General features: G+C 64.3%; 17 protein-coding genes and 1 tRNA gene. 9 read left to right on the top strand and 9 right to left on the bottom strand.

Annotated features, from left to right (window positions below; translation table 11 throughout):
* Nucleotides 1–46: 46 nt before the first annotated feature.
* Nucleotides 47–1633 carry an NYN domain-containing protein gene (locus M622_RS23040; protein WP_021247924.1) on the bottom strand — a complete coding sequence of 529 codons (1587 nt, stop codon included), beginning with the start codon at nt 1631–1633 and terminating at the stop codon, nt 47–49.
* A gap of 144 nt (nt 1634–1777) precedes the next feature.
* Between M622_RS23040 and M622_RS23035 the strand changes: the two genes are divergently transcribed.
* Complete coding sequence (locus M622_RS23035; protein WP_084520657.1) at nt 1778–2101, top strand: superoxide dismutase family protein; 324 nt, start codon at nt 1778–1780, stop codon at nt 2099–2101.
* Nucleotides 2102–2120: 19 nt separating this feature from the next.
* On the opposite strand, the gene M622_RS23030 is transcribed toward M622_RS23035, so the two are convergent.
* Together M622_RS23030 and M622_RS23025 are read right to left on the bottom strand one after the other, a co-directional pair.
* Nucleotides 2121–3110 carry a nucleotidyl transferase AbiEii/AbiGii toxin family protein gene (locus tag M622_RS23030; protein ID WP_021247922.1) on the bottom strand — a complete coding sequence of 330 codons (990 nt, stop codon included), beginning with the start codon at nt 3108–3110 and terminating at the stop codon, nt 2121–2123.
* Nucleotides 3097–3714 carry a hypothetical protein gene (locus M622_RS23025; protein ID WP_021247921.1) on the bottom strand — a complete coding sequence of 206 codons (618 nt, stop codon included), beginning with the start codon at nt 3712–3714 and terminating at the stop codon, nt 3097–3099. The genes M622_RS23030 and M622_RS23025 overlap by 14 nt, the downstream gene beginning before the upstream one ends.
* Nucleotides 3715–3750: 36 nt before the next feature.
* Here M622_RS23025 and M622_RS23020 point away from each other — a divergent pair, with 36 nt between their 5' ends.
* Nucleotides 3751–3936: a helix-turn-helix domain-containing protein gene (locus M622_RS23020; RefSeq protein ID WP_217995297.1), complete on the top strand. Its 186-nt coding sequence runs from the start codon at nt 3751–3753 to the stop codon at nt 3934–3936.
* Between the two features lie 214 nt (nt 3937–4150).
* Here the strand turns inward: M622_RS23020 and M622_RS23015 are convergent.
* A tRNA-Met gene (locus tag M622_RS23015) sits at nt 4151–4227 on the bottom strand.
* 423 nt (nt 4228–4650) lie between these two features.
* The gene (ylqF, locus tag M622_RS23005; protein ID WP_052028661.1) at nt 4651–5571 is read right to left on the bottom strand and encodes a ribosome biogenesis GTPase YlqF; all 921 of its coding nucleotides are present in this window, start codon (nt 5569–5571) and stop codon (nt 4651–4653) included.
* 321 nt (nt 5572–5892) lie between these two features.
* Between ylqF and cspE the strand changes: the two genes are divergently transcribed.
* The 4 genes from cspE (at nt 5893) to M622_RS22985 (ending at nt 12610) form a co-directional block, all read left to right on the top strand.
* Nucleotides 5893–6102 (top strand): transcription antiterminator/RNA stability regulator CspE, encoded by a 210-nt coding sequence (cspE, locus tag M622_RS23000; protein WP_021247917.1) that lies wholly within the window; start codon nt 5893–5895, stop codon nt 6100–6102.
* Between the two features lie 221 nt (nt 6103–6323).
* Nucleotides 6324–8387 (top strand): DEAD/DEAH box helicase, encoded by a 2064-nt coding sequence (locus M622_RS22995; RefSeq protein ID WP_021247916.1) that lies wholly within the window; start codon nt 6324–6326, stop codon nt 8385–8387.
* Nucleotides 8388–8589: 202 nt separating this feature from the next.
* Nucleotides 8590–11724, top strand: a complete 3135-nt coding sequence (locus M622_RS22990) for an EAL domain-containing protein (RefSeq protein WP_031346171.1) — start codon at nt 8590–8592, stop codon at nt 11722–11724.
* 10 nt (nt 11725–11734) lie between these two features.
* Nucleotides 11735–12610: an alpha/beta fold hydrolase gene (locus M622_RS22985; protein WP_021247914.1), complete on the top strand. Its 876-nt coding sequence runs from the start codon at nt 11735–11737 to the stop codon at nt 12608–12610.
* Nucleotides 12611–12657: 47 nt separating this feature from the next.
* On the opposite strand, the gene M622_RS22980 is transcribed toward M622_RS22985, so the two are convergent.
* The 3 genes from M622_RS22980 to M622_RS22970 all read right to left on the bottom strand — a co-directional run bounded on the left by M622_RS22980 (nt 12658) and on the right by M622_RS22970 (nt 14587).
* The gene (locus tag M622_RS22980) at nt 12658–13206 is read right to left on the bottom strand and encodes a YaeQ family protein (protein WP_021247913.1); all 549 of its coding nucleotides are present in this window, start codon (nt 13204–13206) and stop codon (nt 12658–12660) included.
* A complete protein-coding gene (locus tag M622_RS22975; protein WP_021247912.1) occupies nt 13206–13976 on the bottom strand; it encodes a hypothetical protein in 771 nt (256 codons plus the stop codon). The genes M622_RS22980 and M622_RS22975 overlap by 1 nt, the downstream gene beginning before the upstream one ends.
* Nucleotides 13977–14074: 98 nt before the next feature.
* The gene (locus M622_RS22970; RefSeq protein ID WP_031346169.1) at nt 14075–14587 is read right to left on the bottom strand and encodes an HAD domain-containing protein; all 513 of its coding nucleotides are present in this window, start codon (nt 14585–14587) and stop codon (nt 14075–14077) included.
* Between the two features lie 188 nt (nt 14588–14775).
* Here M622_RS22970 and fabI point away from each other — a divergent pair, with 188 nt between their 5' ends.
* The 3 genes from fabI to folE all read left to right on the top strand — a co-directional run bounded on the left by fabI (nt 14776) and on the right by folE (nt 16944).
* On the top strand, nt 14776–15555 hold the full coding sequence (fabI, locus tag M622_RS22965) for an enoyl-ACP reductase FabI (RefSeq protein WP_021247910.1): 780 nt from the start codon (nt 14776–14778) through the stop codon (nt 15553–15555).
* A gap of 14 nt (nt 15556–15569) precedes the next feature.
* Nucleotides 15570–16166 carry a hypothetical protein gene (locus M622_RS22960; RefSeq protein WP_021247909.1) on the top strand — a complete coding sequence of 199 codons (597 nt, stop codon included), beginning with the start codon at nt 15570–15572 and terminating at the stop codon, nt 16164–16166.
* A 79-nt stretch (nt 16167–16245) separates the two neighbouring features.
* On the top strand, nt 16246–16944 hold the full coding sequence (gene folE, locus M622_RS22955; RefSeq protein ID WP_088178567.1) for a GTP cyclohydrolase I FolE: 699 nt from the start codon (nt 16246–16248) through the stop codon (nt 16942–16944).
* Between the two features lie 36 nt (nt 16945–16980).
* Here folE and M622_RS22950 read toward each other — a convergent pair whose 3' ends face one another.
* Nucleotides 16981–17310 carry a DUF3301 domain-containing protein gene (locus M622_RS22950; RefSeq protein ID WP_021247907.1) on the bottom strand — a complete coding sequence of 110 codons (330 nt, stop codon included), beginning with the start codon at nt 17308–17310 and terminating at the stop codon, nt 16981–16983.
* Nucleotides 17311–17312 lie beyond the last annotated feature (2 nt).

Below are 17312 nucleotides of genomic sequence, written 5' to 3'. Positions count from 1 at the left end.
CGCCCGCATCAACGCAAGCGCGGCGAAACGCGCACGCCGGCCCGACTCACTCGCCCTCGCCCGCCGTCTCGGCCGGTTTGCGCGTACGACGGCGCGCAGCAGGCTTCTTTGCCACCGCCGCGCTTGCAGCCGCACCGCCCCCTGCATCTTGCTCCACCACCACTGGCGCCTGTTCGACCACTGCGGGTCCTTGCTCGATGGCTGCTGGCGCCTGTTCGACGACTGCTGGCGGAGTGGCGGCCGGGCGGCGCGTGCGAGGGTTTCGGGGCGCTGCGGCCGGAGCGTCGGCTGCAGCCGGGGCGGCGGACACCTGTGCGGAAATCACCGCCTCCCCCTTTTCTTCCTTACCACCCCCGGCCTCTCCGTTCCCGGACTCTGCACTTGCGTCCTTGCGCCCCCGTGCGCTGGAGCGACCCCGCCCCTTCGCGGCAGCCGGCGCGCGCCGCGGCGCAGGCTCATCGCCCACGACGGCCGGCTCGGCCCCGGCTGCAGTCTCGACAGCTGCGGTCTCGACAGCTGCGGTCTCGACAGCTGCGGTCTCGGACACAGCGGCAGTAGCGGCCGGCGCTGCCGCTGGCTGTGCTGCAATCGCAGGCGCGGGCGCCACCTCTGCCACCTCAGCGGGCGCAACGTCTTTCTCCTCAAGCCTCGCCTTGCGTCCGCCTGTACCGCGGCCACGCGTGCTCTTGCGCCCATTGGAGACCTGAGCACCATCGGCAGGCTCGGGCCTGCCCGCAGCATCAGGCGTGAGCACTGTACCGTTATGGGAATCACCGGCATCGCTGTTCGAGTTCAGTTCGGACTCGGACGCGGTCACGGCGGGGCGATGGACATACGCACCCGACTTCTCATCACGGCCCACGACCAGCAGTCCGCGCGCCTGGGCCTCCTCCAGCAGATTGCCGAAAGCGCGGAAACCGAAGGCACCTTCACTGAAATCCGGCCGACGACGCTTGATGGCTTCCTTCAGCATCGAAGCCCAGATCTTGCCGCTGTCACCACGCTCGGACATCAAGGCATCGAAGGTCTCGACCGCAATCTCGATACCCTTGCCACGGCGGCTCTCCAGCTCTTCCTTGCGCCGCTTGTCCTCCTCGGGCGAACGCTTCGGCGCCGACTGCGCATCGCGCGTGTCGCGCTTGGCCGCACGCTGACTGTCACGCACCAGGTCGTCGTAAAAGATGAATTCATCGCAGTTGGCGATGAGCAGATCAGAAGTGGACTGCTTCACGCCCACGCCGATCACCTGTTTCGCGTTCTCGCGCAGCTTGGACACCAGCGGCGAGAAGTCGGAGTCACCGCTGATGATGACGAAGGTATCGACATGCGACTTGGTGTAGCACAGGTCGAGCGCATCGACGACGAGACGGATGTCGGCCGAATTCTTGCCCGACTGGCGCAGGTGCGGAATCTCGATCAGCTCGAAGTTGGCCTCGTGCATCGAGGCCTTGAAGCTCTTGTAACGGTCCCAGTCGCAATAGGCCTTCTTGACGACGATGTTGCCCTTGAGCAGCAAGCGCTCAAGGACGCGGCTGATGTCGAATTTGTCGTAGTTGGCATCACGCACGCCAAGCGCCACGTTCTCGAAGTCGCAATAAAGCGCCATGTTGATGCTGTCGGCGGAAGACGCCATGTTTTTTCTCCGTGAATGTTGGCAGCGATGTTACGGGCAAGCACCCGTGCGCGCCAAACGGGCCGTTGCGGCCGAGCTTGGCCTGAGAGAGGCATGAATGATGAGTATGATCATGACTCGATCCATTACCGAGGGAGCTCCGCCATGAGCACACACCGTCTCTTCGCGACCTGCATTCTACTTGTCCTCGCCAGCACCGCCTCAGCCACGGACCAAGCAACAGAGCCTGCCTCGGCCACCCTCATCGACCGCCAGGGACAGAGCGTCGGCACTGCCACCTTCATCGAAGGCCCGCAGGGCGTGCTCATCCATGTTTCTGCCAAGGGCCTCCCACCCGGTCCGAAAGGCGTTCACATCCACAGCGTCGGCACCTGCGCGGACACGGACAAGGGCTTTGTCGCCTCCAAGGGTCACCTGAATCCGGACGGAAAAAAGCATGGCCTGCTGAACGCCGAAAGCCCGTTTTGAGTTTGGCTTTGTCCATGGCTCAGAGACGGTCGATGTGTTCGGCGATGCGCGCGAGGATGGTGGCAAACGGCACCTGGCCGGCGTAGTAGAGACCGGCAGTTTCCTCGTACTTGTGCTGGTAGCGCGCTCGCACGGCCGGGTCGATCAAGGTGAACGCCGGGTTGCGCGCGATGTTGAGTTCGTCGCCGCTCCGGAAGCGTTGCTGCTTGCGCAGCGCGTATTCCGCCGTGCCGATGAAGGCCAGCACCTCGGGGTGGGCCAGCAGGCAATACAAGTCGTAGTAATGACGCAGGAAGTTCTTCGGGAAGGGTGCGTCAGGATCAGCGGCCTGCTGCAGGCGGAACTTGGTGGAGACGGTCTGCAGCTTTTCGACGAAGGTGTAGGCCGGGCTGTAGCACGGCACATCCACCGCCCGGTTGTCGATGACCTGCACCGGGCTGGAGAGCGCGGCATCGACTGCCCAGGCGCTGATCAGGCAGGGGGTGTTGGGCGCGGTGTCGTCGAAACCGACCTCGAGCAAGATGCCTTCCTTGATGCCGGGGAGGTAATCGGTAAGCACCGGGTAATGCAGGCGGATGCCGGCGCCCCGGCATTTGGGGTCGTCGTATTCGGTATCGCGCTCGACCGACTCGAAGCCGGGCAGCGGGCGGGCACGGATCTCGGTCGCCAGCCAATCGAAATACTGCTGGCGCGATTTGATGTGTGCGGGCTTGTCCTGATTCTTGCCGGTCTTCACCTGCTGCCCAGCGGGCGGCTCGATGCGCAGGTCGATGTCTTCGGAGAAGCGCTGGATGATGCCAAAGCCTTTGGACAGCGAGGTGCCGCCCTTGAGCTGGAATTGCCAGCCTTGCTGTTGCAAGGCCCACAGGCCATGCATGAGCCAGTAGTCCTTTTCGATCAGGTAGGTGGCGATGCCGGTTTGCTGGGCGAGTTGACGCAGCAAGTCCACGAAGTTGGGGTGCTCGTGCAGGAAGCCCACGACTGGCGTTGCAGCTTCAGCCCTGGGCATCGTGCTCGCTCATCCATTGGCGAAACAGGCGGCGTGTGCGGGCCGAGCCGTAGTCGCGCAGCGCCTGCTCCAGGCGTGCGGCGTCGAAGCTATCGAGCTTGCGACGCACGGCGACGAGCAGCACATCCGGGTCCTCAGCGAGCTGGTCGAGGTTGTTGAGCATGTCGACCAGCAGGTATTCGCGGCTGACCTGATCGCGCGCAGGAAAGCGCGGCTTGACGCGAAAATCGAATTCGAACCCGGCAAGCGTGAAGAGGCCATGGCGCTTGTGGTTGTACACCACGCTGCTGCGGTAAAGCTGGGTGGTGCCCAGGCCAAGACTGTTATACACGCTGGGGTTGAAGAGCAGGAAGTGGTCATCGTCGAGAAAGCTGCGGACCAGTTCCTCCTCTCTGGGTGGCACTTCGCCGAAGGGGGTGTGCCGTGGGACGTAGTACAGCCCCTGCGCCACGCGGCGCACCAGGCCAGCCTTGAGCGCCCTGCCCAATTCGCGGTCCACACTGGGCAGCGAGGCGGCAAGGTCCTTGCGGCGGAATACCTTGCCGGCATGCAGCCGGGTGCCCTGACCCAGGCGGGAGAGATCGGCAGAAGCAGTGGCGGGCACTGTCAGAATCCTCGTTGACGTTTCATGCAGTATGCCATGACTGGTCTCAATCGCGGAACGCTCACCCGTCTCTATCACGAGACCGCGGAGCGACTCGAACTCGACGTCCTGAACGAACTGTGCAGGTATCTGGATTGCTCGCTGGGTGAACTTCTTGAATACATCCCCGATAGAACGACGGGTGACGAGAACTCCAGCACGCTTGCCAGCAACGAGGAATAGCGCAGCCAAAGGGGAGTTAAAAGCCCCATGAAGCCCCCCTGGCTTGGCAAGAAAGCATGACGGCACGGGCAACAAGAGCCGTGTGTGCCTGCGCTCAGAACTCCAAGCGCCGACCGGCGTGCCCCCCTCTGGGCACAAGATGAACACCGTGCCCACGACACCCAAACGCAAAAAAGCCAACCACCGTTAAGTGATTGGCTTTAATGACTTTTTTTGGTTGCGGGGGCAGGATTTGAACCTGCGACCTTCGGGTTATGAGCCCGACGAGCTGCCAGACTGCTCCACCCCGCGTCGGAGAAACAGAACTATAAACAATCTAGACCATCAATACAAGCACTTTCGACAAAACCCACAAAAAGAAGCGCGCTGACAGGCAATCTCGATCGTGCTCGGCCCGCACGCTCAAGTACGGCGCGAGCTGCTTATCATTGCACCATCCATCACCATGCCGTCCTCGACCATCCGGGCCACCCCCATGACCGCGCCACTGCTCGCTGAACTCCGCCGCTGCCCCACCTGCAACCGCTGGGGCGGGCAGCGCACGCTGGGCGAGGATGGGAGCACGGTGGAGCTCGACCCGACGAACAGCCGCGGCGCCTGTCATGAGGGCCCCTGGCATGGTTCGCTGCGCGGTCCGCGCAATGCCTGTGGTCAGTGGCGGTGCTGGGTCCGCATCACGAGCACAGCTTAGCGTGCCTGCGCGACAACCCAGGCTCAATCGTCCTCATCCTCATCCACGCTCTGATCGTCCGGCACGGCTTCGGCGCGCGCGGCATCAACCGTGGCGATCATCTGCGCACGCGATTGCGGTGTCTCCAGGCTCACGCGCCCGAGCGCGCCGTCGCGGTAATCCTGCAACAGGATGAGGGACGCCTTCTCCAGGTCGAGCCCCCCGCCTTTGACCAGACAACCACGCCGACGCCCGATGGCCTCGATCAACGCTGGGGCATCGAGCGCCGCAGGCTCGATGCGGTAGCGCGCCGCCAGCAGGGCCGGGTAGCGCTCGAGCAGGATGCCGCCCAGAAAGCTCGCCACCTCTTCGTCGATGACGGCATTGCGGCCAATCGCATGGCTTGCCGCCAGCATGTAGCCGTCCGGATCGTAGTCGATCTTTGGCCACATCATCCCCGGCGTATCGGTCAGGGTCATGCCTGGCCCCAGATCCAGCGTTTGCTGATGCTTGGTGACTGCGGGCTCGTCGCCGACTTTGGCGACCTTGCGCTTGAGCAGCGTATTCATCAGCGTCGATTTGCCGACGTTGGGGATGCCCATGATCATCATGCGCAGAGGCTTGGTGCCGTCATCGCGATGCGGCGCGAGCTGTCGGCACAGAGCGGGCACGCGCGCGACCTCGGCCGCGCTCTTCGCCGAGATGGCGACCGCCTTGACGCCAGGCTGACGATTGTAGAAATCCATCCACGCCTGTGTCGCTGCCGGGTCGGCCAGGTCGGACTTGTTGAGCAGCTTGAGGCAGGGCCGATTACGGAATTGCCGTAATTGCGCAATCATCGGATTGCTGCTGGCCGCAGGCAGGCGTGCATCGACGACCTCGATGACGACGTCGATGGCCGCCATGGCCTCGGCGGCTTTTTTACGCGCCGAGGCCATGTGACCGGGAAACCACTGTATGGGCATGCTGGAATCACCACGTTGAAGTTGCCTGCATTATCCCTTAGCAGTGGCGCTGCGCAGAACATGCATGAGGCCTTGCCGACAGGCCTTTGCAGGCTTACCACGACAGGCCACGAAGGGTGCGAATTTCGGCACAAAAAATATTCCCCGGACACCTGAAAACGTGTATCGTCCGCTTCGCAGTCGATTCAAGCAGTGGTTGTTCTGGTGGTTACCCAGCGTGTTCTACGAGAACGCGTGCCGGTCTGATTCCTCTGGATTACGTTTCTTGATCGTTCCTGCACTTTGGGGCGCGAGCCCAATCATTTTTTATACGGAACGCAAATGAGCACTCAAACCGGTACCGTCAAGTGGTTCAACGACGCCAAGGGCTTCGGCTTCATCACCCCGGAAAACGGTGGTGACGACCTGTTCGCCCACTTCTCTGAAGTTCAGAGCAAGGGCTTCAAGAGCCTGGCCGAAAACCAGCGCGTCGAATTCGAAGTCAAGACCGGCCCGAAGGGCCTGCAGGCGGCGAACATCCGCCCGCTGTAATCGATACGACGTCACCGACGTCCTTCGATTGATCCAGAACGCGGCCTTGCGCCGCGTTTTTGCTTTTGCAGCGTGCGTTGCACGATGTCCGGCCGCCGACACCCCGCATGCCGACCCCCGTTGTGGTCACAAGCCACATTCTTCATTTGCTGCGCCGGAATCGCCGATAATCGCGACTTCGCAGCGCCGCTGCACATCGCCGCTCGCGCGGCACGACTGCCATGACCGAATCCACTCAGCCTGACTCCGCCAGCCCCGAATCCGCCAGCCCGGGGGCCGCTGTGCGCTTTTCCGACCTCAATCTGCCCGCAGCCCTGCTGTCCGCTCTGGCCGACGTCGGTTATGAGACGCCCTCACCCATCCAGGCCGCGTGCATTCCGCTGCTGCTCGCCGGACGCGACATCCTGGGCGAAGCCCAGACCGGCACCGGCAAGACCGCAGCCTTCGCCCTGCCGATGCTTGCCAATCTGGATCTGTCCGATACCCGGCCGCAGGTGCTGGTGCTGACGCCGACGCGCGAGCTCGCGATCCAGGTCGCAGAAGCCTTCGCCAAATACGCGCGCCACCTGAAGAACTTCCATGTGCTGCCGATCTACGGCGGGCAGAGCATGGTGGTGCAGTTGCGCCAGCTCTCGCGCGGCGCTCAGGTCATCGTCGGTACGCCGGGGCGCGTGATGGACCACCTCGAGCGCGAAAGCCTCAAGCTCGATGCGCTCAAGGCCATCGTGCTCGATGAGGCCGACGAGATGTTGCGCATGGGCTTCATTGACGACGTCGACTGGATCCTCGAGCACACGCCGGCAGACCGCCAGACCGCGCTGTTTTCGGCGACGATGCCGAACGTGATCCGCGAGGTCGCCCGCCGCCATCTGCGCGCGCCCGAAGAAGTCAAGATCCGTAGCGCCACCGCCACCATTGCCAAGACCAGCCAGCGTTACTGGTTGGTGCGCGGGGTGGACAAGCTCGATGCCCTGACCCGCATCCTCGACGCCGAAGAAAGCTTCGACGCCGCCCTCGTCTTCGTGCGCACCAAGATCGCCACCGAAGAGCTCGCCGACAAGCTCGCCGCGCGCGGCTATGCAGCGGCGGCGCTCAATGGCGACATGACCCAGGGTCTGCGCGAGCGCGTGATCGAGCAGCTCAAGAATGGCAGCCTGGACATCGTCATCGCCACTGACGTGGCCGCACGCGGCATCGACGTGCCGCGCGTCAGTCACGTCATCAACTACGACATCCCGTACGACACCGAGGCCTATGTGCACCGCATCGGCCGCACCGGCCGTGCCGGACGCGAGGGGGTCGCGATCCTGTTTGTGGCGCCGCGCGAGACCCGCATGCTGAAGATGATCGAGCGCGCCACCCGGCAGCCGATCACCCCGATTGCGCTGCCCAGCAGCGAGGAGGTCAGCAATCTGCGCGTCGCCCAGTTCAAGCGCCAGGTGGTCGAAACGGTGAATGCGCAGGAGCTCGGTTTCTACATGGACGTGGTCAACAGCCTCGCCGAAGAGAACGAACTCGACGTACATGAAATTGCCGCCGCGCTCGCCTATCTCGCCCAGCGCGAGCGCCCCTTGCAGCTCGAACAATCCGGGCGTGGCTGGGACCTGGCCACCGCCGAGCCCAGCAGCGGCGGCCGCGCACCGCGCGAAGAACATTTCACCACCGGGGCCGCACGCGAACGCACGCCACGCCCCAACCGTGACGAGATCCTCTCGCGGCGACGCTCTTTTGCCGATGGTGCGCTGGCGCGCTATCGCATCGAAGTCGGCCGCAGCCAGGGCGCGAGCCCGAAGGAAATCGTCGGTGCCATCGCCAATGAAGGTGGCATCGAAGGCAAGTACATCGGCCAGATCCACCTCTTCGACGACTTCTCCACGGTCGAGCTGCCCGCCAATCTGCCCGACGAGCTGCTTGCCATCCTGAAGCGCACCCGTGTGCGTCAGATGGCGCTGAACATTCGCCCGCTGTCGGCAGCCGAGGCCGCTGCCACCCCGGAACGCCGCCGCCCGCCACGCGACGCCGCGCCGCAGGGCGAACGCAGTGAGGGCGGCTGGCACAAGAAGCGTGACTTCGGGCACAAGGCGGACTTCGAGTCGCGCCCGAGCCGCCCCGCGAGCGACACCCAGCGCGGCGCCTGGGAGCGCGATCGCACGAAATCTCCAGCCGCCCCCCGCCGCGAAGAGCGCCGTGATGAGCGCAACGGCCCGACCACAGGCAAGCCGGCCGCGCGGCCGTCGAATCCGCCTTACTCCGCCTCCAAGCCGCGCCGCAAGAAGGACGACTGAGAAATGAACGCTGTCCGCAGGCAGGAATGGGCTACCCCTGCCTGCGGACCGCCCCCCACGCATCACCGCCGCAAGGCCTTGCAGCTGTCTTCTCCAGCACACACGATCAGCGCACTGAGCTCCAGTGGCGGTGTGCTTCGAAACCGGCTTTCAAATCGAGCGCCCGCTCAAGTCAAACCGAGCCAGCCAGCATAAACGCATCATGATCCGGTTCATCCTGCTGTTGGCAATGCTGCTTTCCAGCCTCGCCTCACCGGTTCAGGCCGCGCAACAACTCGTTCTCGGCGTACTCGCCTACCGTCCCAAGCCGGTCATGGAGCAGGCCTGGCGCCCGCTGGCGGAGTCGCTCGCCGCAGCACTGCCAGACACCGCGCTCACCCTGCGCATCCTGGATTCAAGCGAGTTCACCCAGGCGCTGCGCAAGGACGAACTTGACGTCGTGTTCACCAACCCTACGCACTTCATCGCCTTGCGCAGCGAGAATGTCCTTTCGGGCGTCCTGGCAACCGTGGTGACGATGCATCAGGGCAGGCCGAAATCGACCCTGGGCGGCGTCATCATCGTGCGCAGTGAGCGCACTGAGCTCACCACGCTTGCCGATCTACGCGACAAGCGGGTCGCCACCCCGAACCGGAATTTCCTCGGCGGATACGTCGCACAAGCCTACGAGCTGCTCGAAGCGGGCATCGGGCCAGACCAGATCGAACTCGAATCCGGCTCCAACCTGCACGATGCGGTGGTCGACGCCGTACTGAAGGGTGAGGTGGACGCGGGCTTCATCCGCACCGGCGTGCTCGAGCAACTCGCCCAGGAAGGACGCATCGATCCTTCACGCCTGCGCGTGCTCAACGAACAACATCATCCCGACTTCCCCTATGCCGTTTCCACCCGCCTCTATCCCGAGTGGCCGGTCGTCGCCCTGCCTCATGTCGAGGAGAAGCTCGCGCGCCGCATCGCCGCACAGCTGCTGAGCCTGGAGCCCAACGACCCGGTTTTACGTGCGGCAGGCATCCACGGTTTCACCATCCCGGCCGATTACACGCAAGTTGAAAGCGCCATGCGCGCACTGCGCGTGACCCCCTTCGACAGCCTGCCCGTGTTCACCTGGCGCGATGTTCTGTTGCGCTACCCGGAGTGGATTTCCGCCCTCACTGCGGCCGTACTGATCATCATCGTGCTTGCACTCGGGCTGGCCCGCGGTAATCGTCAGCTCAGTCTGGCTCACCGCCGCGCGCGCGCGCTTGCAGCGACGATCGAGCTTGAGCGCGAGCGCCTGGGCAACATCATCGCGGCGACACAAGTCGGCACCTGGGAGTGGAACGTGTCCAGCGGCGAACTCACGCTCAACGCGCGCTGGGCCAACATGCTGGGTTACGAGCTTGCAGAGCTCGAGCCGATCTCCATCGAAATCTGGCGCCGCTTCGCGCACCCCGACGATATCGCAAGCTCGAACGCGTTGGTGGCGCGTCACCTGAAAGGCGAGCTGACGGACTATCGCATCGAAGTCAGGATGCGACACAAGGCTGGGCACTGGATCTGGGTGTACGACTGCGGCCGCCTCGTTTCACGCACGCCCAGCGGCGAACCGCTGCTGATGGTCGGCACGCATCAGGACATTTCAGAGCGCAAGCTGGCCGAGGAAATGCTGCGGCTCTCTGCCAGCGTGTTCACCAATAGCTACGACGCGATCATGATCACCGACAGCACCAACCATATCGTGGACGTCAACCCCGCCTTCACCCGCATTACCGGCTACCGTCGCGAAGAAGCGCTCGGCCGCAAGCCTTCGCTGCTCAACTCAGGTCGCCACGAGCACGAGTTCTACGCCCAGATGTGGCGCAGCCTGAACGAGCGTGGCCACTGGCGCGGCGAGGTGTGGAACCGCCGCAAGAACGGTGAGATTTTCGCTGAATCCCTGTCCATCACCTGTGTCAAGGACGAACACGGGCAATTGATCCATCACGTCGCAGTGTTCTCCGACATCAGTCGCCTGAAGGCGCATGCCGACGAACTCGATCGCATCGCCCACTTCGACCCCCTCACCGGAGTGCCCAACCGCCGCCTGCTCGATGATCGCCTCAAGCACGCCATCGCCCGCGCGGAGCGCAGCGGGCAGACGCTCGCGGTGTGCATGCTCGATCTGGACGGCTTCAAGCCGATCAACGATCAGTTCGGTCACGAGGCAGGAGATCACCTGCTGGTGCAGATCGTGTCGCGGCTGCAGTCCATGCTGCGCAAGGTTGACACGGTCGCCCGCCTGGGGGGCGACGAGTTCGTGCTGTTGCTGGGAGACCTCGAGAGCGACGCGGTGTTCGAACGCATCCTCGATGAGGTGCGCAAACCCGTCCGCCTGCGCGGCGAAGACGTCAGCGTATCGGCGAGCGTGGGCGTCACCCTCTACCCCGAGGACCACTCGGACGCCGACACCTTGCTGCGTCACGCCGACCAGGCCATGTATCTCGCCAAGCAGCGCGGACGCGACTGCGTGCAACTGTTCGATGCCGGCGTCGAGCTGTCCTTGCAGGCAAAGCAGGAACTGCTGCGCCGCCTCGCTCAGGCGCTCGAAGCGCGCGAGTTCGTGCTCCACTACCAGCCCAAGGTCGACATGCTGCAAGGGCGCCCGATCGGGGTCGAGGCCCTGGTGCGCTGGCAACACCCCGAACGCGGCATGCTCGCGCCGGGCGAGTTCCTGCCCACAATCGAAGGCAGCGAACTCGAAGTGGAGCTCGGCGAGTGGGTCATCCGCAGCGCGCTGCAACAGATCGACAGCTGGCGAGCGCTGGGGCTCGATCTGCCGGTCGCGGTGAACGTCAGTGCACGCCATCTGCTCAGGCCCGGCTTTGTCCGATCGCTGCGCGACGCCCTCGCACAGCACCCGGCCATCGCCCCCGACCGCCTGGAAATCGAGATCATCGAATCAACCGCGATCACCGACATGCATAGCGCGCTCGAGGTGCTCACCGCCTGCCGTGCGCTCGGCGTACGCCTGGCACTGGACGACTTCGGCACCGGCTACGCCTCGCTCGCCTACTTCCGCCGCTTGCCGGTCGACCTGCTCAAGATCGACCACAGCTTCGTGCGCGACATGCTCACCGACGCCGACGATCGGGCGATCGTCCTCAGCGTGGTGCATCTGGCACAGTCCTTCGGCCGAGAGGTCATCGCCGAAGGGGTCGAGACCATGGAGCACGCTCAGGCCCTGATCGATATCGGCTGCCATCTCGGCCAGGGCTTCGGCATCGCGCGCCCCATGCCGCCCACACACATCCCCGGCTGGATGAGCTGGTACACGGCGAGCGCCGACACCGATGCGCCCAGCTTCGCCCCGCCACCTTGAGCCCTCACCGATGCAGTTTCATCCCTGGTCCCACCGTACGCCTGCCGGCTACACCGTGCGCGGTGTGCACACGCCGCCCAGCGGCCGGCCGCTGATCCATTTCCTGCATGGCAATGGCTATTGCGGCCTGAGCTATGCGCCCTTGCTGGAGCGCCTGGGCGCACACTTCGACCTCTTCCTGTCCGACATCCAGGGCCATGGCGACAGTGATCATGGTGGCCGCTTCGTGGGCTGGAATCGCAGCGCAGAATACGCGCTCGAGGCATGGCACGCGCACCAGCATCAATTCGGTGAGGTGCGCGTTTTTGCCGTCGGTCACAGCTTCGGTTCGGTGCTGACGGCGCTGATGCTGGCGCGCGCGCCGGATGCCTTCGATCGTGCGGTGATGCTCGATCCGGTGCTGTTTCCACCGGCGATGATAGGGCTGATGGCCCTGTCCGACGTCATTGGCCTGTACTCACGCAATCAGCTCGCAAGCCGCGCGCGCAGGCGTCGTCACCATTGGCGGGACCGTAAGGAGGCGGCTGACAACCTGCGCAATCGCGGCATGTTCCACGGCTGGCACGAAGATGCGCTGCAGGCCTATGTCACCCACGCCTTGCGCGACCACCCCGGCGGCGGTGTCGAGCTCAAGTGCCAACCCGCGCGCGAGGCCGAAATCTTCGGCTCCTATCCACGTCGCCTGTGGCCTTCACTGGCGCGCATCAGCACGCCCACACGGGTCATGCGCGGCGCCGACACATTCCCCTTCGCCGCGCGCGCCATAGCGCGCTGGGCACAGCGCAACCCGCTTGTGAGTCAGCAAGTCCTGCCCGGCGGGCACTGTTTCATGCAGGAAGACCCGAGCACCACGGCCACCGCCATCATCGACTACCTTGCGGATTGACCCTGAGCGCCGTGCAAACGCCCGTGCGCACCGCTCCGCGCGCACGCTCAGCTGCGCTCACCGCCCTGCAGCCACCTGGGCTCGATTTGTACGTTGTCGCGCCCGTTGGTCACCCACACGCCACCGTCCTGGATGCTGAACTGCAAGCGCATCGAGCGTTCGGCCAGGCGCGCCAGATCCGCACTGGCCTCGCGCGCAATCTCGATGACGCGCAGCGAGGACTGGCGCGCCAGCTTCTCACGCACGCCGTTCCACCACACGTCGAGTCCACGACCGTAGCTCAGCACCACGACCTCATCAGCGCGCCCACAGGCCTTGCGCAGCCACTTCTCATCGGGCTGACCGACGTCGATCCAGCGCTCTATCCTGCCGGTCAGATCCAGCTGCCACAGGCCAGGTTCGTCATCGACGGACAAACCCCTGGCAAAGACCAGCGCGGGGTGGGCAAAGAGCGCAAAAGCAAGCAGGCGCACCATCATGCGCTCGTCGGTTTCGGAGGGGTGGCGTGCCAGGGTCAGGCTGTAGTCGGCGTAATGCGCCCGGTCCATGTCCGCGATCTGGATGTCGGCCTTGAAGATCGTTGCCTTGAGCGCCATCAGTGGATCTGCTCTGGAGCACGGCTGGCCTGCTGCCAGGCCAGCACGGCACGCGCGGCGTGCGCCATGATCACCTCACGCTGCGCCTTGGGCAGCTCGCGGCTCAGCGCCGCGAACAGTGCCTGCGTGGCCTCCTGGCCCACGCCCTCGGCGGCAAGCCCGTCGGCCAGGCAACGAATCTGGATGAAGGCGAGCGCGTCGGCCACCAGGCGCCAGCCGACGGTCGGCATTTCGCGTGTCAGCCCGAGCAGCCGCCCGCCGAGCTGACCAGCAAGGCGCAGCGCCTGGTCACGATTCTCGGTGGCGATGGAGGAGTGCCACAGGGCGAGATGAATACCACGGCGCAACTCGACCTTGAAGTCGATGGCGTTGCCTTCGGTGCGGGTGATGGCCTCGAACTGTTGCAGGAAGCGCGCCTCATCGCGCACCGCCAGCCCGGTACGCAAGGCGCCGATGAGCTCGCTCAGGCCGGGAATGGCGACGAGATTGAAAGCCTCGCTCCACGCCACGCCCCAGTGATCCATGCCACTGAGCAGCAGGGCACGCCGCAGTGCGCGGGACTCATCGTCCGCACCCGCCACCGCCCACTGTTCAAGTTCGCCTTGCAGCTGCCCCACGCCACGGTGGCGCACCTCATCGGTCTCGCCCACACTGAGGCGAAACACGCGTGCGAACGCATCCTGCGCGAGGTGAGCAGCCTGGCGTTGGGTTTGGCCGTCAGCATGGACAGCCAGGCAGTCGGAGGGAAGGGCGGATTCGGGCGCGGTCATGGCGGCACCATCATGGCAAATGGGCGCTCATTGTGCACAGCGGCAGAGGACGAAGCAATGTGCTTGTCGTGCGCGCCGAGCACGCGCCGCCAGCAAGCTCAGGCGATGTTGCGTTCCCACAGCGAGGGCGCGAGCCTGATGTCGGGGCAAAGCTCGAGCCCGTCACTGAAGGTTTGCAGGGTGCGGCGCAAGGCGATCGCATCCTCTTCGATGAAACCGCGCTTGAAATCCGTGAGCAGCAATCGTGAGCGCGTCATCCAGTTGCCTGGTGCGTCATCGATGGCGCACCAGGCCGCATTGCGGCCGTCCGCGTCGTGCTGGGCGAGCCATAGCATGGCCTCGCGTTCGCGCAGACCATGCAGTTCGGCGCCGCTCTTGGGCAGCATGTGGGGGGTCGCCCCGACGACGCGCTCGCGGATGTCCTCGGCGAAACGTGCAAGCAGTTTCTGCATGGAGAACAGCATGCGCCAGTCCGATGAGATGACCACCCGCACCTCTTCAAATTCGCGCACGACCGACTCGATCAGCGGCAGGCAACGAAAGTCCTCAACCTCACCCCAAGGGTGGGTGACGCCATCGAAGTCCATGAAAATGTATGTGTTGCGTGTCATGTTGCACTCTCTGTGCCAATTAGGCGTAAGGCAGCGGGTCTTGAATGCTGCAATGCGGAATATACTCCAAACCCACACCTGGACGCCTGTCAGCTAAGTCACGAAACACTTAAAGATTATTGCCGTCCAGTACGCCGGCGAGATTTTGTGCGCCGCACAACCAACGCCTCCACCACAAGGAATCCTGCATGAACCCCATCGTCAACCTGCAGGGCAAGGTCGGTCTGATCACCGGCATTGCCAACGAAAAATCGATTTCGACCGGCGTCGCCGAAGCCTGCGCCGCTGCCGGCGCCACGCTCATCATCACCTACCAGAACGACAAGACCCGCGCCTTCATCGAACCGGTGATCCACCGTCTCGGCGTGAAGGATGTGTTCCTGCTCGACGTGACCCGACCCGAGACCATGGATGCGGCCTTTGCCGAAATCGAGGCGCGCCACGGCAAACTCGACTTCGCGCTGCACAGCATGGCCTTTGCCAAGCGCGACGACCTGCACGGCCGCGTGGTCGACATCTCGGCTGACGGTTTTGCGCTCGCGATGGACGTCTCCACCCACTCCTTCGTGCGCCTCGCGCAAAAAGCCGAGCCTTTGCTGGAGAAGGCAGGCGGCGGCGCACTGGTGACGATGACTTATCTTGGCTCCGAGAAGGTCATTCCCAACTACGGCGTGATGGGCTTGTGCAAGGCCGCACTGGAAGCCGCCACCCGCTACATGGCAGCCGAACTCGGCCCCAAGGGCATTCGCGTCAACGCCGTGTCACCCGGTCCGCTGATGACGCGTGCCGCCTCGGGCATTGCGGGTTTCGACGGCCTGATGGCAACGGCAGTTGAACGTTCGCCGATGCGTGCGCTGGTCACGCCCGAGGACATCGGCGCGCTGACCGCCTTCCTGGTGTCTGACGCCGGTCGCCTGATCACCGGCGGCGTGCATTTCGTGGACGCTGGCTATAACATCATGGCGTAAAGACGGAGGCCGCCATGATCGATCTCGCTGCAGCCAGAGTTCAATTTGGCCGTGGAGGCGTGTTGCTGCCGGACCCCGTTCCGGCGCACCCGCTGCTCGATGGCCGCAAGGAGATCGGTCGTGGTGAGTATTCGATCGTGCTCGACAATGGCGATGGCGAACGCGTCTACAAGATCGTCAGTTCGCCCGCCGACTACTTTCTGTACACCGCTGACGATCGCCCTCGTGGCGAACACTTTCCCACCATCCACGCCGATCACGGCATCATCGGCCGTGCCGCATCAGGCTACCCGCTGCACCTGATCGAAATGGAAAAGCTCTACCCGCTCGCCGAGGGCTCGCCCGCCGCCGAGCTCGCGCTGCGCCTGATCGAGGCCTATTGGTCAGGCTGTCAGCAGTGGAGCAGGCTGGGCGTGAACATGGGCCGCATCGCGCTCTACCACATGTCCTTGAATCCACTGGCGGTGGGCGACAAGTTGCAGGACGCGATCCGCGCCCTGTCCGATTTCGTCGACAGCTATCAGGTACTGCCTGACATCCTCAACGCCAATAACCTGATGGTGCGCAAGGACGGCACGCTCGTGTTCTCGGACCCGGTATTCATCGCCTGAACCCGCTCCGCAAGGGTCCGCCAGGTTCGATCCGCGTATCATGAGAAGCCATTCAACGCAGATGAAGGCGAATGCCGGCATGGCAGCAGACGACAGGCCAAACGAGAAATCAGTGCGCCACAGCGCATCCCCCCCCGTCTCCAACTCCGATCACGACTCCGAGCACGATCACCCTGTGCAAGCTCGGCCGCGCACGGTGGGCATCGCGCGCAGCGCCCAGTTCGACGCACCCGCGTTCGAGCGCGCGATCACCGATCTGCTGGGCGCCTGTGGCATCAAGACCGACTCGGCGCATACCGGGCGCACCGCGCAACGCGTGCGTGAGCTATGGCAAAAACGCCTGCTCGGTGGCTACGACCTCGACCCGGCCGAAGTGCTGGGCGAGGGCTTTGCCGACGAACGCCGCGACATGGTGGTGGTGCGCGGCATCGCGGTGCATGGCGTGTGCCCGCATCATCTCGTACCCTTTCGCGGCGTCGCCCATGTCGCCTACATCCCGGGCGGCCGCCTGCACGGTTTCGGTCGCATCGCCCGCCTCGTTGATGCCATCGGCCACCGCTTCACCTACCAGGAATGGATGACGCGCGATATTGCCGATGCGCTGATGGCGCACGGCAAGGCGGCAGGCGCAGCCTGCGTGGTCGAAGCCGAGCAGTTGTGCCTGCTGCTGGGCGAGGACAGGCGCGGCGATGAACGTGTGGTGACGCAGGCCTTCAGCGGAGAGTTCGAACGCTCGGCACAGGCACGCAACGAATTCCTGCACGCGATCTCGGGCTGACTCCAGCACCCGCGCGCAGCCCTGCTGCGCGTGAGTTCAGATCAAATCGACGGCACGGGAGCGATGCTGGGTGGTGTCAACCAGCACGATGTCGTGGCCTTCGATGATCACTGCGCCAAGGTAGCGGTCATCCCCCGACAGCGAATACTCGAAGTCGAAACCACGACGAAGCACGAGATGCCCCTTGTCGTCACGGGCGAACTTGAAACCGTGACCGACCACGGTCTCGTCCAGAAACTGCAGGCCCTCGCGCTGACAGGCGCGTCGCGCCGCGGCCAGGCCGGATTCGCGCGCCTTGAGGCTGTCGAACCAGAACCAGAGCATGGCACCCAGCAGCAGCACGGCCATCAGCTCCAAAAAAGACATGC

Origin of the sequence: Thauera terpenica 58Eu, assembly GCF_000443165.1 — a bacterium.
Classification (GTDB): Bacteria; Pseudomonadota; Gammaproteobacteria; order Burkholderiales; family Rhodocyclaceae; genus Thauera; species Thauera terpenica.
The sequence above is the reverse complement of the archived record's forward strand: the minus strand, read 5'-3'. Positions and strand labels throughout refer to the sequence as shown.

Excerpts from the sequence above, each read along its gene's own strand:
- M622_RS23040 (WP_021247924.1), bottom strand. The coding sequence starts at position 1,633 with ATGGCGTCTTCCGCCGACAGCATCAACATGGCGCTTTATTGCGACTTC.
- M622_RS23035 (WP_084520657.1), top strand. The coding sequence starts at position 1,778 with ATGAGCACACACCGTCTCTTCGCGACCTGCATTCTACTTGTCCTCGCC.
- M622_RS23030 (WP_021247922.1), bottom strand. The coding sequence starts at position 3,110 with ATGCCCAGGGCTGAAGCTGCAACGCCAGTCGTGGGCTTCCTGCACGAG.
- M622_RS23020 (WP_217995297.1), top strand. The coding sequence starts at position 3,751 with ATGACTGGTCTCAATCGCGGAACGCTCACCCGTCTCTATCACGAGACC.
- ylqF (WP_052028661.1), bottom strand. The coding sequence starts at position 5,571 with ATGCCCATACAGTGGTTTCCCGGTCACATGGCCTCGGCGCGTAAAAAA.
- cspE (WP_021247917.1), top strand. The coding sequence starts at position 5,893 with ATGAGCACTCAAACCGGTACCGTCAAGTGGTTCAACGACGCCAAGGGC.
- M622_RS22995 (WP_021247916.1), top strand. The coding sequence starts at position 6,324 with ATGACCGAATCCACTCAGCCTGACTCCGCCAGCCCCGAATCCGCCAGC.
- M622_RS22990 (WP_031346171.1), top strand. The coding sequence starts at position 8,590 with ATGATCCGGTTCATCCTGCTGTTGGCAATGCTGCTTTCCAGCCTCGCC.
- M622_RS22985 (WP_021247914.1), top strand. The coding sequence starts at position 11,735 with ATGCAGTTTCATCCCTGGTCCCACCGTACGCCTGCCGGCTACACCGTG.
- M622_RS22980 (WP_021247913.1), bottom strand. The coding sequence starts at position 13,206 with ATGGCGCTCAAGGCAACGATCTTCAAGGCCGACATCCAGATCGCGGAC.
- M622_RS22975 (WP_021247912.1), bottom strand. The coding sequence starts at position 13,976 with ATGACCGCGCCCGAATCCGCCCTTCCCTCCGACTGCCTGGCTGTCCAT.
- M622_RS22970 (WP_031346169.1), bottom strand. The coding sequence starts at position 14,587 with ATGACACGCAACACATACATTTTCATGGACTTCGATGGCGTCACCCAC.
- fabI (WP_021247910.1), top strand. The coding sequence starts at position 14,776 with ATGAACCCCATCGTCAACCTGCAGGGCAAGGTCGGTCTGATCACCGGC.
- M622_RS22960 (WP_021247909.1), top strand. The coding sequence starts at position 15,570 with ATGATCGATCTCGCTGCAGCCAGAGTTCAATTTGGCCGTGGAGGCGTG.
- folE (WP_088178567.1), top strand. The coding sequence starts at position 16,246 with ATGGCAGCAGACGACAGGCCAAACGAGAAATCAGTGCGCCACAGCGCA.
- M622_RS22950 (WP_021247907.1), bottom strand. The coding sequence starts at position 17,310 with ATGTCTTTTTTGGAGCTGATGGCCGTGCTGCTGCTGGGTGCCATGCTC.